This is a genomic window from Streptomyces sp. NPDC038707 (assembly GCF_040636485.1).
In the GTDB taxonomy this organism is placed as follows: domain Bacteria; phylum Actinomycetota; class Actinomycetes; order Streptomycetales; family Streptomycetaceae; genus Streptomyces.
Genome location: NZ_JBEZUP010000002.1, coordinates 448,603 through 462,815, shown reverse-complemented (window position 1 = coordinate 462,815; position 14,213 = coordinate 448,603). Strand labels below are relative to the sequence as shown.

The window sequence follows — 14,213 nt, the reverse complement described above, 5'->3', positions numbered from 1 at the left end:
CGGTGGCGGGCTTGGGGACCGGGCCCGTTCACGGCCCGTCGGAAGTGGGGACGGGCGTCATGAGCTAGGCGGATGGCGCGGGATCGGTCGGCGCGTGGTCGGCCAGGAGCGGGCCGAGGACGGACAGGGCGCCGAGGGCGATGTCCTCGTAGAGGTAGAAACCCGCTTCCAGCGGCGGCAGTTCGGTGGCGGCGTCGACCGCGACGGGGTCCGGATCGGTGGCGTAGCCCGCGCCGTCGTCGGGGGCGGCGCGCGGTCCGAGCAGGTCGGTGATGTCCTGCGCGGCGCCCAGGAGCGTGCTGCGGGCGGTGGTGGCCAGCAGGCGCAGGGGGAGGTCGAGGGTGGCGGTCGTGCGCTGGCCGGGAACCAGCTTCGTCACCGCCGGTACCTCCTCGGTGGCCGCGGCGGCGATCAACTGCACGGGGAGCGTGCAGGCGGCGACGATCCGCTCGGTGGACATCAGGGGCGGTGGGTCGCCGTCGACCATGAGGTCTTCCCACTCCATCAGGTCGAAGAGGAACTGGCCGCCCTTGTACAGGGGCCAGGGCCGTACGGTGTCGAGCAGGTGGCGGGCGCGTTCGGGGGCGTCGCGGCGCAGCGCCACACCGTGCCTGGCCAGGGTGCACAGGCACTGGCGCAGGCCGCTGTTGACGTGGCCCAGGAAGGCGAGGGCCCGGTGGTCGGTGGGGGTCAGCGGGCCGGTGGTGGTGGGGTCGGCCGGCGGGGGCGGGGGCGGGGTGGTGGTCACAGTGGCCTTGAGGTGACGTAGTGGGCGATCTGCCGCAGGACGGCTTTGCCCTCGTTCTCGGGGATGAACCGGAGGTCTTCCTCGAAGCGGGCGATGCCTTCGGCGGCGAGCCGGTCGGCGAGGTCGGTGGCGTACTCGATGGAGCCGTGCCGGCGCATGGCGGCGAGGAGTTCCTCGGCGTGCTGCTGGGTCTTGTCGGTACGGCGCTGCCGCAGGATGTCGAAGAGGCGGGGGCGCTCGTGGGCGTACGCGGTGCGGAAGAGGTGGATCAGCATCACCGTGCGCTTGCCCTCGAGCAGGTCGCCGAGGGGCTCCTTGCCGTAGAGGGCCTCCTCGCCGACCAGGTTCAGGATGTCGTCCTGGATCTGGAAGGCGATGCCGATCAGGCGGAACGCCTCGTCGAACCGGCCCAGCACGGACGGGTCCGTGATGCCCGCGCAGACGGCGCCGATGCGGCACGGGCTGATGCAGGTGTACCAGCCGGTCTTCTTGGTGCTCATGGTGAAGTAGGCGTCGTCGGTCTCGGGGACGACCTCGTGGCGGATCCAGCCCAGCTCCATGGCCTGCCCCTCGATGGACTCCCGGCACATGTGCACCGCCTCGTGGATGAGGCCGAGGGTGCGGACGAGGCCGAGGGTTTCGAGGTTGGACAGGACGGCGTCGACGGCGAGCAGGTTCATCCCGTCGCCGACGTTGACGGCCAGGCCGAGGCCGTGTTCCTCGTGCATGGTCGGCAGGCCGCGCCGGTGGGTGGACTCGTCGGCGATGTCGTCGTGGACGAGGAAGCCGTTGTGGAACAGCTCCAGCGCGGCGGCGGCGCGTACGGCGTCGTCGGGGCGCCCGCCGAAAGCGGCACAGGCGGCGATGGTCAGGGTGGGGCGCAGGCCCTTGCCCTGGCGGGCGGGGTAGGAGCGCATGAGGTCGTACAGCTCGGCACGCGGTTCGCGGTCCGGCAGCAGCCGTTCGATCTCCTCGTTGGTGCGGGCCCGGCACCGGAGCATGGTCTCCATCAGGTCGGCGTCCTGGACGGTGTCCTCCAGCGACCAGTCGGTGCTGGTGCGGCCGTCCCACAGCAGGCGCGGCGCGGTGACGGTGGTGTCGCCGATCAGCGCGGGCGGTGCGGGCGCGTCCTCGGGTGCGTGGCGGGCGAGGAAGTCGAGCGCCGTCCAGTCGACCGGGTCGGCGGCCGGTTCCCGGGCGGCGGGTGTCGCGCTGCCCCACAGCTGGGGGGCCTGCTCGCGGTAGGCACCCCACAGTTCCTGCATGCTGCGCAGGCCCGCGGCGCGCTGGGACAGCAGGGTGAAGGCCCGCCAGACGGCGAGGGTGTCGTCGCGGGAGCCGCGGACGTCGAGGCTGTCGGGCAGGACCTGGTCGACGGGCGGACGCTGGAGGTCGAACAGCAGGTTCATGGCCCGGTTGTCGAAGGCGACCTCGACATCGGGGTCCGGGCAGCGGTCCCGGTCCACCACGATACGACTGTGCCGTGCGGTGAGTGTGGCGTGGCTGCCGTCGTTGAAGTGCAGGCCCAGCCGGATGCCGCGCAGGTGGCCGGCCGCGGCGGCGAGGATCGCCGGCGCCCGGTCGGACAGGGCGGTGACGGTCTCGTCCAGCAGCCGCGCCCCGGTGAACGCGGGGACGGTCTCAGTCATGGGCACCCCCGGCGAACTCCACGATGCCCCCGGTGCGGAAGCCGATACGGCGCCCGCCGACCCGGCCCTCCACGGTGCACGGGCCGAGGGTCTCGTGCACGCTGAACGGGTGCAGGCTGGTCTCGGAGGGGTTGGCGATCCGGCCCGCCGTGTGCGAGCGGAAGTCGAGGACGAGGCGGTCGTCGCCGAGCCGGGCGGTGATCAGCAGCCGGCCGGGCACCGCGGCCATCGGCGGGGTGCCCAGCAGGCCCGCCAGCGGCGGCACCATCGCCACCCGGTCGCGGTCCAGGCTGCCGCTCACCGCGACCCGCAGGTTGCGCCGCGGGAAGTGACGGATCATGCGCCCGTCGCGCCACAGCATCACCGACCCGTTGGCCGCGTCCGCGGGGTACGCGGGCTGGATCAGGGTGAAGACCACCGCCGCGGGCGGGGCCTGGTCGACCGGGCCCGAGGGGTCGTTGACGAATCCGAACACCCAGCCGCCGAGGGTGGGCCAGGACCACCGGCCGCGTACCCGCTCGTGGTAGCCGAGCAGCTCCGTCTCCGTCGCCGTACCGTCGCCGTGCCGCAGGGTCCCGGTGCCCAGGACGCCGGGCTCCGACTGCCACCGCAGGTGCTCGTCGTCACCGAACGGCGCGCACTGCGAGGTGCACGGCCTGCTGGTCCGGGTCAGCCGTACGTCCGCCGCCGGCGCCGCCGCGCGGGCCGCCACCCGGAACGCGCCGGGCTCTCCGTGCGGGTGCGGCAACCGGAAGGCCGACCAGGGCAGTTCCGGCTGCTCGGCGTTGAACTGCGTCGCGCTCCAGCCGTGCTCCTCCCCGTAGAGCAGCAGGATCGCCATGTGCTGTCCCTCGGCCGCCGTGCCGGTGCCGCTGCGACGCCCGGTGGCGGGGGCGCCCGGATCCGCGAGGACGGATCCGGTGGAGGAGCCCAGGACGGAGAGGTTCGCGATGAGCGCATGGTGCCCACACCGCGACAGGAACGCGTAGTGCAGCCACTTGCGGTCGAGCGGGTGGGCGAGCGGGGCATGCGGGAAGGGGCCCTGCGGACCGAACCTCGGGAGGGCGGTGAACACGTTTCGAACGCTAACGGAGGGTCGCCTGTCACTTGCAATTGGTGACCACCGTGAGGGTGAACTGGGCGCACAGAAACGATCACCCCGGCTTTCAGGGTTTGGGAACGCGTAGAGCCGCCCATGGCGGGTGGTCCGCCACGGACGGCTCCGGTTCTCGGGCTTGTCATTCCTCGTCGTCTCCGAGGACGCTCGCCTTCAGGCGCACTTCCGGCCGGCCCGCGATCACGGCCCGTCCGTCGGTGTACCGGCCCGGCTCGGCCTCGTTCAGGGCGCGGATGCCGAGTGTGTAGACCAGGGCCGCCGCCGGGTGGCCGGGGGTGTTCAGGCGGGGCTCGTCCGTGACGACCAACGACCGGCCGTCGTCCCCGACCGTCCCCGTCGGGTTCCCGCCGGGGATGACCGTGCGGTCCGCCCGGTAGTACGCGCAGGTCGCCCGGCCGTCGAAGACGAACCCCGTCGGTGCCGTGAAGTGGTGCTCCACCCGTCCCGGGGCCCAGGGGTCGGTGGAGGAGACCCGTACGTGGATCAACTCGCTCTGCCCGCGCTGGAGCTCCAGGCCGACCTCCTGGCGGACCAGCAGCCGGGCGGGCGGCGCGGACGGGGCGCCGCCGTCACCAGCCGGCGGGCTGTCGGCTCCTCGGTCCGGTTCCGGCTTTCGGTCCGGTTCCGGTTTCCGGTCCGGCTCCGATTTCCGGTCCGGCTCCGGTTTCCGGTCCGGCTCCGGTTTCCGGTCCGGCTCCGGCTTTCGGTCCGGCTCCGGCTTTCGGTCCGGCTCCGGTTTCGGTTTCCGGTTCGGTTTCCGGTTCGGTTTCGGTTTCCGGTCCGGTGTCGGCTTCTCGTCCCGTGCCGGCTCCGTGTCCTCGGAGGGTGCGGTGGTGAGGGGAACCGCCGCGATCCGGTGGTGGAAGTTGTCCGCCACGAGCAGGCGCCCGGCCGGGTCCACGGCGAGACCACACGGGTAACCCAGAGCGCCGTGTACGACGGCATCGGCCGGGCCTCCGGACGCGGTGGCCTCGCCGGTGGCCGGAACCGGCTGCCCCGCGACGATCCGGGCCGCTCCGTCGGCCAACCGCCACACGCGGTGCCCCGTCAGGTCGGCGGCGTAGAGCACGCCCTCGCCGTCGACCGCGACCGCGCACGGTGCGCCCCAGTCGACCGCCGTGCCGCCGGCACTCCCGTCCGGTGGTCCCGCCAGTACCCGAAGTGTCCCGTCCGGGCCGAGCAGCAGTACCCGTCGGCCCTCCGGGTCGGCGATGTACAGCCGGCCGGCCCCGTCGACCGCCAGGCCGGCGGGCACGAACGCCTCGCCCGCGTCGGCCGCACCAGGGCCACCGGGCCGCCCGGATGCCGCGACGACCGTGCTGATGACACCCTCGCCGTCGATCCTGCGCACCCGGAGAGTGCCGGCTTCCCCGACGTACAGCCGGCCCGCCGCGTCGACGGCCACGGCGCACGGGGAGTCCAGCCGGGCGCGGTCGGCCGGCCCGCCGTCGCCGTCACCCTCGCCGTCACCGCGCGAGCCGTCTCCCACGACGGTGTCGATGCCACCCGAGGGGTCGATCCGGCGGATCCGGTGGTTCATCTCGTCGGCGACGAACACGCCTCCGTCCGGGGCGACAGCGAGCGCGGACGGGAAGCCGAGGCGGGCGCGTACCGCTTCGCCGCCGTCGCCGGCGAAACCCCGCAACCCGTCCCCGGCGACCGTCGTCAGGGTTCCGGCGCCGTCGATGCGGCGGATCCGGTGGTTCGCGTGGTCGGCGACGAAGACCGCCCCGCCTCCCACGGCCACGTCCGCGGGGAAGGCCAGCTGTCCCTCCCGCGCGGGCCCGCCGTCCCCGGAGAACCCGGCCGTGCCGTTGCCCGCCACGGTGCCCGGCAGTCCACCGCCGTCCGGTGAACCCGGCGGATGCCACTGCGCAGCGGCCGTGGCCGTCACGCCGCCACCGCCCGGTACGAGCGCGGACGGCCCTTGATGGCGCCCGCCACCTCACACGCCCACGGCCTCGTCTTCCGCATCTCCGTCTCCTTCCGCACCGTCGTTGGCATCTCCCCTGCATACCGGCCGCAGGGGCACAGCAGGGGCAACCACCACGCCCGCCACCCGCACGAGGGAGAAGCCGGGAGAGACGGACGGCGACGGGATCCGTACGGGAAGGGGCGGCAGCGGACGGCGGCTACAGCACCACGCGTACTGATGCTCCTATCCGCCCCTTTGCGCCGTTTCACGCCTCAACTGCACTCGAACAAGTGACGCAGAATCGATTCGGCATTCCAAACGGGGGAACGGCGGCATACCACCGGTGGGTGCTGGCTAACGATGGACCCGGATGAAAGTCCGGTGCGTGCCGCGAGGCCCATACGAACGCCCCGCTCGAAGCCACGGGCGGCGTCCAGCGTTCCGTCTTCCGGGCGCAGCCCTCATGACAACCGCGTCCGGTGAACCGCGCGGCGTACGGTGCCGCGCTCCGTCCGCCCCGCGGGCCCGGGCGACCCGCGGGCCCGGGCGACCCGCGCCAGAACGCCTCTCTTTACGTCGCACGTTTCGATCACAACGCCAGGAGGACTCGGAGATGAGCACCGACGTGCAGACCAAGAAGGAAGCCTACAAGCGGGGGGAGGAACAGGGGCGTGCCGATGCGCTCGCCGGGAAGCCCTACGCCGACCCGCCGCGCGACGGCTCGCGCGGGGAGCAGGACCAGTACGCGAACGGCTACGACTGGGGTTACGAACAGGGCCGGGCCCAGAAACTCGACCTCGTGGTGTGGCAGGAGGGCGGTGTCGAAGACGCTCCCGGTGGGCTCGGCACCACCATCAACATCTGCGTCCGCACGCCGAACTGGAGCGAGACGGTCGACGCCGGCGAACGCGAGCACGTCTTCACCGCCCCCACCGGATTCCGCTGGAACGGCACGGTGGGCGCCCAGTACAAGCGCGTCAATCAGACCACGGGCGGCAATCTGCCCCCCGTCCAGGCCACCGTCAGCGACGACGGGCGCACCCTGACCTTCACCTACCACGTGCACCTGAACACCGGCGACGAGGACAAGGACTGCATCGTCTACACCTGCGGCCTCGAAGCCATCGACGGAGCCCAGCCGGGCCGCCACACCGACGGCGTCGCCCAGATCGGCACCGCACCGCCGGCCAAGCTCAAGGCCGAGGTCATCGAGGACGAGGACTGAGAGAGCGGGAACCAGACACCATGACCACCGTCGTCACCTCCGGCGTCTTCTCCTCCACCAACCCCGCCATCTCACCGGTCAACGGCGTGGGCACCGACTACATCCAGTGGGGCAGCGCCGGCAGTCAGAGCGGGTACCAGTTCCGCGGTGCCGCCGCGGACGTCCAGCTCGACGGCACCGAGTTCGTCGTCGGCACCTTCATCCACCGCAACAAGCCCACCACCGTCAGCCCGAGTCAGTTCGACGTCCAGCTGACCATCAGCGTGATGTTCGAGGACGGCAGCACGACCGACCTCGACTTCAGCTTCCACCACAACGAGACACCCAACAACACCGGCACCAGCCCCGCGGACGACGACCTGGTCGACCTGCAGACCTTCGTCCACCCCCAGCCCGTCACGGTCGACGGCAAGCAGTACCGGGCGGTGCTGAGCGGGTTCAAGCGCAACGGCCAGATCGTCCAGCAGTTCCGCAGCCCGGAAGGCGGCATCAACTTCGCCGAGGTGGTCTGCATGTTCACGCTCGACGAGCCCGACGTGATCATCTCCGGCCTTCGCTATCAGGGCACGGCCACCGGCCAGCCGGACGAATACGTCGAGATCCTCAACAAGGGCGGCGGTCCCCAGGACCTGACCGGCTGGAAGGTGGAGGCCAAGCCCACCGGCCGCTCCTTCCCCTTCCCCCCGGGGACGGTCATCCAGCCCGGCCAGCGCTACCGCGTCTACACCAACGAGAACCACCCGGAGTACGGCGGCTTCTCCTTCAGCTCCTCCAACGAGGTCTGGCGCGACCAGGGCGGCATCGCCCGCCTGGTCGCGGGCGACGGCTTCGTCGTCGACCAGTCCCCTTACCTGGACAAGGGGTTCAACAAGACCGGCACTCCGTGAGCCCGACCCGTGGGCCCTTCGATGACAGGTGAGGGGAAGTACACACCTCACCTGTCATACGGAACCGACGTGCGCACTCGCGATGACGCTGCTCGTTCGACCTGCGCGTCAGGGAGCCCGGGCAGGGAGGGCCCCTGTCGTTATGCCGTCGGCCCACCCATCACAGCGCCGTGCCCACAGCGTGCCCTTGACGACGGACAACGCCGGTCAACAGCGGTGCGAGCGCGCTCCCGGGACCTCCCCTGAGCCCTGTATACGCGGGTCAGGAGCCATGTCACCACCCAAGCGCCACCTAGCCACCCAGTGACCGGAGGCGGGACCGGAGGCAGTCCAAACTCCCTCGCAACCGAACGAAGGAACTGCTTGCGCGGCCTTCCCGTGATCATTTCGGGCCGCCCCATCGACACTGGACCGAGACCTACGCCTACTGGAACGCGTCCGCGAACTCACGGCGGGCCCCGCCCACCGCTGCACGCCGCGGACCGCGGTCATCGGCGCGCGGCTGCCGGACCGGCCGGCCGAGGTCCTGTGACCCTCACCAACGCCCTCCCAGTGCCGTCTCCAGAAGGGCGGGTACGGCGCTCACCGCCGTGACCAAGGCGTCCCGGCGGCCGTCCACGAGGTCCATGACATACAGGTCCTCGAAGCGCAGCGGTATCCCCTCCGCGTCCAGCGGGAGCGCCGAGAGATCGAGTGCGCCGAGTGAGTCCAGGTCCGTCCGGCCCACCTTGATCAGCGCCTCCTTGCGGACCCACTGGCGGAGGAAAGCATGGTCCGGGTCCGGATGCGCGGTCACGAGGTCCAGCTCGGCGGCGGTGAGCACGCGGCGCATGACGTCGGTGCCGCGGCCTCGCCCACGCCGCTCCACGTCGATGCCCACCGGGACGTGACCGGCGGCGGCGGCCACCACACCGTCGGCGTGCGAGAGGGTCAGGTGCACGTCCGGCCGGTCGGTGAGGTGCGGCCGGCCGTGGCCGGTCCCGCGGCACGTGGGGCAGTACTGCGCGAAGGCCACCTCGGCCGGGGCGACACCGAGCAACCGCGCCGCGCAGAGCCGGACCAGGACGTGCGCGGCGACGAAGTCCCGGCGCCCTCCTTCCCGGTGGAAGAGCGCGACCCGTCTCCGTTCTCCCTCGTTCAGCAGGTGCTGTCCCGCCAGGGGGTGCCGCAGTACCTCGTCGGTGCCTGCCACCACACCCCATGGACCGGCTGACATCACTCCCCGTCCCTTCTGCGCTCCGCGCCGGTGCCCGTAGCCGGGTGCAGCTCGGTGGCGGTGGCGATCCTTCTCCCGTCGCGGACGAACGTCGCCACCGCCACCGAGCGGTCCAGCCCCTCGGCCGCCGTGATCGCGGCCGCGGATTCGGCTGCCAGGTGCTCGACCCGGTGGGGGTCCAGTGACACGCCGAGCGGAACCGCGGCGACCAGGCCGTTGGCCAGGAGGACCCGGCGCACCACGTCGGCGGCGAACTCGCCGTCGAGCAGCGCGGAATGCGCGGAGTCCGGCCAGTCGGCCGGGTCGGCGCAGGCCAGCACGAGCAGCGGAACCCCGGCCGGGGCCAGCCCGGCGGTGCCGAGCAGCCTGCGCACCGCCTCGCCGGCCAGGGCGACCGGGTCGGCGTCCGGCGCGGCGGTCACCGTGACCGTCGCGCCGTTCCGTACGCCGGTCACCATTCCAGGCGCAGCTCGGCGAACCCGCGCAGCATCGGGTTCATCACCCGCCGCGGATCGGCGTCCGCCGCCCTCAGGCCGGGGAACCGGTTCAGCAGCAGGCCGAGAGCCACCTCGGTCTCCATCTCGGCCAGCACCGCGCCGAGGCAGACGTGCGGGCCGTAACCGAGCGCCACATGACCGATCGGGTTGCGGGTGATGTCGAACCGGTCGGGGTCGGCGAAGACGTCGGGGTCGCGATTGGCGGAGCCCAGGATCGTCACCACGCCGTCGTGCGCCTTGATCTCCGCGCCCAGGTAGGTGAAGTCCTCGCGGGCCACCCTGCGGATGAACTGCAGGGGGCTCTCGAAGCGCATCATCTCCCGGATGGCACTGGTCATGAGGCTCGGGTCGGCCTTCAGCTTCTCGAGCTGGGCGGGGTGGTTCAACAGGGTCCACAGCCCGTTGGCGACCAGGTTCCTGGTGGTCTCGTGGCCGGCCACGATCAGCTGGGCGCAATTGGCCAGTACCTGCTCGTCCGTCAGCTGCTCGCCGTCGTCCCGGACGCCGACCAGCAGACTGATCACGTCGTCACCGGGGTCGGCCCGCCGTTGCGGCAGCAGCGCGCGGAAGAACTCGTTCATCGACAGCAGCCCGTGCTGGGCGGCCCGCGCCACCTCCAGGGTCGGCCGCAACGAGCCCGCGAACTGCACGATGTCGTCCGACCAGGAGATGAACGCGCTCAGGTCGGCCGCCGGCACTCCGAACATGGTGGCGATCACGGCGGCCGGGAACGGCTGGGCGAAGTCGGTCATGAAGTCCCCCGACCGCCGCTTGGCCATCTCGTCGATCAGGCCGGCGGCGATCTCGGTGACCTTCGGGCGCAGCGAGGCCACCAGCCGCCGGGTGAAGCCCTTGTTCATCAGCCGGCGCAGCTGCCGGTGGGCCGGCGGGTCCTGGAGCACCACCCAGCCGCTCACCGAGTCGTTGAAGGGCTGGAACTCGGCCCGGTGTTCCGGCGGGAACTGGTTGATGAAACCGGGCGCCTTCAGCGCGGCGGAGAACCTGTCGTCCCGCAGTACGTCGATCACGTCGGCGTAGCGCGGTACGAACCAGGTCCGCCCGGCGTTCGCGTCGGAGAGGTGGAGGGGCGCCGACTCCCGCATCCCGGCGTAGACCGGGTACGGGTCGCGCATGAAGTCCTCGGTGATCTGCATTCCTCTTGCCCTTCGTCACTTCTCGCATCGCCGCAGGCCGATGGCGCCCCAGCTGAACGGACCGGTGGACAGCACCAGCACCCGGTCACCGGGGGCGACGTCCGCCGAGCCGGTGAGGGCGGCCAGATTGATCAGGCCGTCCGCGGTGAACACATGGCCGTGCCGGGACGCCGTGCCGCGGAACGCGCGCTCGTGCGCGACCCCCGCCAGGTCGGCGAAGTCGCTGACGTTCGACGCGCTGTAGTTGTTGGCGACCAGCCACTGATAGGAGTCCGGCCCGGTGCCCGCCTCCTGGTGGAGCGCGGTGAGCGCGGCCCGCACCCCCGTCATGAACTCCAGGTACTCGCGCAGGCCCGAGCCCCGTCCGGCCGCGGACATCGCCGGGCCGGCGCGGTGCCCGATGCCCTCCACCGTGAACGCTCCGCGGCGCACCGTGGACAGCAGGCACGCGGCCGCCCCGTCGCCGTTGACGGTCACCGCGTTGGGCATCGCCCGGTACTCCCCGGGCCGTCCCGGCACCGCGTCGGCCACCACCACCAGGACGGTCCGCATCCCCGTGGACATCAGCAGCGCTCGGGCCAGGCGGAGGGCCCCGGCCAGGTTTCCCGACTCGCCCAGCCACACGCCGTACAGCCGGGCCGCGGCCAGCCCGAGCCGGTCGAGCATGCCGCGCACGCCCGGGTGGCCGGCCGGTTCGCCGCGGTGGCTGCAGGTGCCGTACACCACCGCGTCGATGTCACCGCCGGTGAGGCCGTGGCGGAGCAGCAGGCCGGTCACCGCGTCCGCGGCCAGCTCGGACGGCGGCCGGTCGGCGACCGAGCAGGTGGCGAACCCGTAGCCGCGCAGCCGTTCGGCCAGCGCGGCCGGGCCGGCCACCTGCTCCACGGGCACCAGCTCACCGACCGCGTAGGCGGGCTCGGACAGGGTGACGGTGGTCATGGCGCGGCACAGGTGTAGTGCGCCAGTACCTTGCTGATCAGTCCCTCGTCGGTGACGAACAGTACTTCGGCCACCATGCGGCCGCCGACGCTGCGCATGTAGATGGTGACGCTGTCCACGCAGCGCAGCACATCGACGATCTCGAACCGCAGGCCGGGATTCCTGGCCAGCGCCGTGCCGAAGTACTCGCGCAGGCCCTCCCGGCCGCGCACCACGTCACTGCCGACCACCTGTCCGGCGAACGGGGAGACCAGCTCGACGTCCTCGGTGTACAGCTGGAGGATCTCCTCCAGGTCGTGCTTGTTCCACACCTCGACGTGGTGCTCGACGAAGGCCACCGCCTCCCGCTCGGTCCACGGCATCGTCATGTTTCTCCTGTCTCCGTCACAGCCTGCGCAGGACGGTCGAGCTGAACAGATGGTTGGCGCCGATGCCCAGGGCGAGGGCGCGTTCGCCCGCGGTGATCTCTCCGCTCTCGGCCAGGGCCGCCAGCGTGATCAGCTGGTCGTAGGCGAAGCAGTGCCCGAAGCGGGCGATCGTCCCGGTGGGCACCCGGGTGAACGGGATGCCGGCGACGGCCGCGTAGTTGCGCAGTACCGGCAGGGCGAGGTTGGCCAGCACCAGGTGGCCGAAGTCCGCGGGCCGCAGCCCGGTACGGGTGTAGGTGTCGGTGCACAGCCGTTCCAGGCGGGCCGCGAACAGGTCCATGAACCGGAGCGTGTGCCGGACGGGGTCGAGCGCGGACAGTTCGGGCTCGACCAGGTGACCGACGTACTCGACCGCGTATCCGTCCTCCGCGTCGGTGCTCACCACACAGCTGAGCACGGTGTCGCTGAACACGGAGGCGGCGGCGGGCAGCAGCCGGCCGGCCCGGCTCTCGTCCAGGGCGTCCGCGCCGAGCAGCAGTACGGTGCCCAGGCCCTGGCTGCGGACCAGTGCCTCGGCGATCATCAGGGCGTAGGAGAAGTTGCTGCACTGGGCCTGGAACAGGCCGACCGGCAGCGCCTTGGCCATGCCCAGGTCCCGGCACAGACCGATCAGGTCGTCGTGGTCGTCGTAGCTGGAGAACGTGGAGGAGAAGAACAGCACGGCGTCCACGGCGGCCGGTTCGGCGCCGGCGGCCCGGAGCGAATCGGAGGCGCAGGCGGCGAAGTGTTCCCGGACGGGTCCGTCCAGGACCGAGTACCGGGTCAGTCCGCCCCGGCTGAGCGTGGCGAGGTCCGCGAGGCCGGCCAGTCCGCGCTCCGCGAGGTCGGCGAGGTCCCGCCACTGCCCGTGCCGGTAGCTGACCCCGCTCAGCACGACGGGAGCCGGGCTCATCCGACCCGCTCCCCGGCCAGCAGCGCGGCGCGGTCGATCTTGCCGTTCACCGTGGTCGGCAGGTCCGCCAGGATCCTGAACCGGGCGGGCATCATGTACCGCGGGAGCGTCCCCGCGCAGTGCCGGCGCAGCTCGGCCTCCAGCGGGCCGGTGCCGGTGTCCGGGCCGGGCGCGGGCACGACGAACACGACCAGCCGCGGCTGGTCCCCGGAAGCGTCGAGCACGGTCGCCGCGGCTGTCACCGCGGGGTGGGACCGCACGTGCAGGTCGATCTCCTCCAGCTCGATGCGGTGGCCGAGCAGTTTGACCTGGGTGTCCGCTCGGGAGTGGAAGTAGTGCTGCCCGGCCTCGTCGGTGTAGCCGAGGTCGCGGGACCGGAACGCGCGCACGCCCGGCCCGGACAGCGGGCTGGGCACCAGCGCGGCGGCGGTGGCCGCCGTGTCCTGCCAGTAGCCGTCGAACAGCGCGTCCCCCTCGACGTAGATCTCGCCGACCCGGCCGGGCTCGTCGGTCACCCGGCCCTCGGTGTCCACCAGGTACATGCGCATCCCGTCGATGGCCCGGGTGCCGAACGGCACTCGTCCGTGCCGGTCGGCGAGTTCGTCGCCGAGCACGTTGTAGGCGCACGCGATCGACTCGGAGTGGCCGAATCCGTTGACGAGCCGCAGTCCCGGTCTGGCCGTGCGCAGCGCGCGCAGCCCCTCGGCCGGGAATCCCTCGCCGGCGTACAGCACGGTGTCCAGCGGGGTGTCCGCCAGCTCGGCCAGGTGCGCGTCGGCGAGGAGGGCGCGCCAGATGGCGGGGACTCCGTTCATCTGCGTCACCCGGTGGCGGCCGAGGGCCCGGACGAAGCCGGCCGGCTGCTGGGCCAGCAGGCTGGACAGCTGCACCAGGGTGCCGCCCGCGCCGAGCGCCAGGCCGAGGTCGAGCAGGGAGAAGTCGAACTGCAGCGGCGCCATGCTGCCCAGCCGGACGCCCGGTGCGACGCCGAACCCGCGGAACCCCTGCCAGAACGACACCACGGCCCGGTGCGACATCATGATGCCCTTGGGCGTCCCGGTGGAGCCGGAGGTGAACACGATGTACGCGAGGTCGCCTTCCGCCGGTGGCCGCGGCTCGGTGCGGGTCCGGATGCGGCCGGTCAGGCGCAGGCGGCCGTCGTCGCCGAGGGAGCCGGTGACGGGGCAGGGGCTGCCCTCGGGACCGGTCGCGCTGATGTGGGCGGCCGCGCCGACCCGGCGCAGCAGCTGCGCCTTGCGTGCCGCGGGCAGCTCGGGGCTCAGGTTCACGAAGACCACCGCCCGGCAGGCGGCGGCCGTCATCAGCGCGACGGCCTCCGGCCGCGGTGACAGCTCCACCACCATCACCTCGCCGGCCCTGAGGCCGTGCTCGTCCAGCGCGGTGGCGTACTCCTCGGTCAGCCGGGCCAGGTCGGCGTAGCTCAGGGTGAGCCGGGCCGAGCTGACCGCGGGCGCCTGCGCCCGCTCGGCGGCGCGGCCGAGCAGGTAGGTGTGGAACAGCCGTGGCTGACTGGCGTCCGGCATCG

13 protein-coding genes are annotated in these 14,213 nt (G+C 72.3%); 2 read left to right on the top strand and 11 right to left on the bottom strand.

The features are described from left to right. Positions 1-64 precede the first annotated feature (64 nt). The 4 genes from AB0E62_RS04685 to AB0E62_RS04670 all read right to left on the bottom strand — a co-directional run bounded on the left by AB0E62_RS04685 (position 65) and on the right by AB0E62_RS04670 (position 5,408). Positions 65-748, bottom strand: a complete 684-nt coding sequence (locus AB0E62_RS04685) for a hypothetical protein (RefSeq protein WP_362187966.1) — start codon at positions 746-748, stop codon at positions 65-67. Then, positions 745-2,397: a polyprenyl synthetase family protein gene (locus tag AB0E62_RS04680; protein WP_362187963.1), complete on the bottom strand. Its 1,653-nt coding sequence runs from the start codon at positions 2,395-2,397 to the stop codon at positions 745-747. The genes AB0E62_RS04685 and AB0E62_RS04680 overlap by 4 nt, the downstream gene beginning before the upstream one ends. After that, a complete protein-coding gene (locus AB0E62_RS04675; protein ID WP_362187960.1) occupies positions 2,390-3,472 on the bottom strand; it encodes a hypothetical protein in 1,083 nt (360 codons plus the stop codon). The genes AB0E62_RS04680 and AB0E62_RS04675 overlap by 8 nt, the downstream gene beginning before the upstream one ends. Positions 3,473-3,635: 163 nt before the next feature. After that, positions 3,636-5,408 (bottom strand): serine/threonine protein kinase, encoded by a 1,773-nt coding sequence (locus tag AB0E62_RS04670; RefSeq protein WP_362187957.1) that lies wholly within the window; start codon positions 5,406-5,408, stop codon positions 3,636-3,638. Positions 5,409-6,042: 634 nt separating this feature from the next. On the opposite strand from AB0E62_RS04670, the gene AB0E62_RS04665 reads away from it, so the two are divergent. Both AB0E62_RS04665 and AB0E62_RS04660 read left to right on the top strand, forming a co-directional pair. Further along, the gene (locus AB0E62_RS04665) at positions 6,043-6,654 is read left to right on the top strand and encodes a hypothetical protein (RefSeq protein WP_362187954.1); all 612 of its coding nucleotides are present in this window, start codon (positions 6,043-6,045) and stop codon (positions 6,652-6,654) included. A 20-nt stretch (positions 6,655-6,674) separates the two neighbouring features. Then, a complete protein-coding gene (locus AB0E62_RS04660) occupies positions 6,675-7,541 on the top strand; it encodes a lamin tail domain-containing protein (protein ID WP_362187952.1) in 867 nt (288 codons plus the stop codon). Between the two features lie 535 nt (positions 7,542-8,076). Here AB0E62_RS04660 and AB0E62_RS04655 read toward each other — a convergent pair. Genes AB0E62_RS04655 through AB0E62_RS04625 form a run of 7 tightly spaced genes read right to left on the bottom strand, consistent with a single transcriptional unit; the run spans position 8,077 to position 14,211 of the window. Beyond that, complete coding sequence (locus AB0E62_RS04655) at positions 8,077-8,757, bottom strand: 4'-phosphopantetheinyl transferase superfamily protein (RefSeq protein WP_362187949.1); 681 nt, start codon at positions 8,755-8,757, stop codon at positions 8,077-8,079. Continuing rightward, on the bottom strand, positions 8,757-9,215 hold the full coding sequence (locus AB0E62_RS04650; protein WP_362187946.1) for a hypothetical protein: 459 nt from the start codon (positions 9,213-9,215) through the stop codon (positions 8,757-8,759). Before AB0E62_RS04650 ends, AB0E62_RS04655 begins: the two co-directional genes overlap by 1 nt. Next, positions 9,209-10,408 (bottom strand): cytochrome P450, encoded by a 1,200-nt coding sequence (locus AB0E62_RS04645; RefSeq protein WP_362187943.1) that lies wholly within the window; start codon positions 10,406-10,408, stop codon positions 9,209-9,211. The genes AB0E62_RS04650 and AB0E62_RS04645 overlap by 7 nt, the downstream gene beginning before the upstream one ends. 15 nt (positions 10,409-10,423) lie before the next feature. Further along, entirely contained in the window at positions 10,424-11,347 is a 924-nt protein-coding gene (locus tag AB0E62_RS04640; RefSeq protein ID WP_362187940.1) for a 3-oxoacyl-[acyl-carrier-protein] synthase III C-terminal domain-containing protein, read from the bottom strand. Then, positions 11,344-11,715, bottom strand: coding sequence for a nuclear transport factor 2 family protein (locus AB0E62_RS04635; protein ID WP_362187937.1), 372 nt, complete (start codon positions 11,713-11,715; stop codon positions 11,344-11,346). Before AB0E62_RS04635 ends, AB0E62_RS04640 begins: the two co-directional genes overlap by 4 nt. Before the next feature lie 16 nt (positions 11,716-11,731). Then, positions 11,732-12,667, bottom strand: a complete 936-nt coding sequence (locus AB0E62_RS04630; RefSeq protein WP_362187934.1) for a 3-oxoacyl-[acyl-carrier-protein] synthase III C-terminal domain-containing protein — start codon at positions 12,665-12,667, stop codon at positions 11,732-11,734. Beyond that, positions 12,664-14,211 (bottom strand): AMP-binding protein, encoded by a 1,548-nt coding sequence (locus AB0E62_RS04625; RefSeq protein WP_362188121.1) that lies wholly within the window; start codon positions 14,209-14,211, stop codon positions 12,664-12,666. Before AB0E62_RS04625 ends, AB0E62_RS04630 begins: the two co-directional genes overlap by 4 nt. Positions 14,212-14,213 lie beyond the last annotated feature (2 nt).

What these genes read in the sequence shown, in the direction of transcription:
- AB0E62_RS04635 (WP_362187937.1), bottom strand. Translation starts at nt 11,715, where the DNA reads ATGACGATGCCGTGGACCGAGCGGGAGGCGGTGGCCTTCGTCGAGCAC.
- AB0E62_RS04650 (WP_362187946.1), bottom strand. Translation starts at nt 9,215, where the DNA reads ATGGTGACCGGCGTACGGAACGGCGCGACGGTCACGGTGACCGCCGCG.
- AB0E62_RS04630 (WP_362187934.1), bottom strand. Translation starts at nt 12,667, where the DNA reads ATGAGCCCGGCTCCCGTCGTGCTGAGCGGGGTCAGCTACCGGCACGGG.
- AB0E62_RS04645 (WP_362187943.1), bottom strand. Translation starts at nt 10,408, where the DNA reads ATGCAGATCACCGAGGACTTCATGCGCGACCCGTACCCGGTCTACGCC.
- AB0E62_RS04660 (WP_362187952.1), top strand. Translation starts at nt 6,675, where the DNA reads ATGACCACCGTCGTCACCTCCGGCGTCTTCTCCTCCACCAACCCCGCC.
- AB0E62_RS04680 (WP_362187963.1), bottom strand. Translation starts at nt 2,397, where the DNA reads ATGACTGAGACCGTCCCCGCGTTCACCGGGGCGCGGCTGCTGGACGAG.
- AB0E62_RS04625 (WP_362188121.1), bottom strand. Translation starts at nt 14,211, where the DNA reads ATGCCGGACGCCAGTCAGCCACGGCTGTTCCACACCTACCTGCTCGGC.
- AB0E62_RS04640 (WP_362187940.1), bottom strand. Translation starts at nt 11,347, where the DNA reads ATGACCACCGTCACCCTGTCCGAGCCCGCCTACGCGGTCGGTGAGCTG.
- AB0E62_RS04655 (WP_362187949.1), bottom strand. Translation starts at nt 8,757, where the DNA reads ATGTCAGCCGGTCCATGGGGTGTGGTGGCAGGCACCGACGAGGTACTG.
- AB0E62_RS04665 (WP_362187954.1), top strand. Translation starts at nt 6,043, where the DNA reads ATGAGCACCGACGTGCAGACCAAGAAGGAAGCCTACAAGCGGGGGGAG.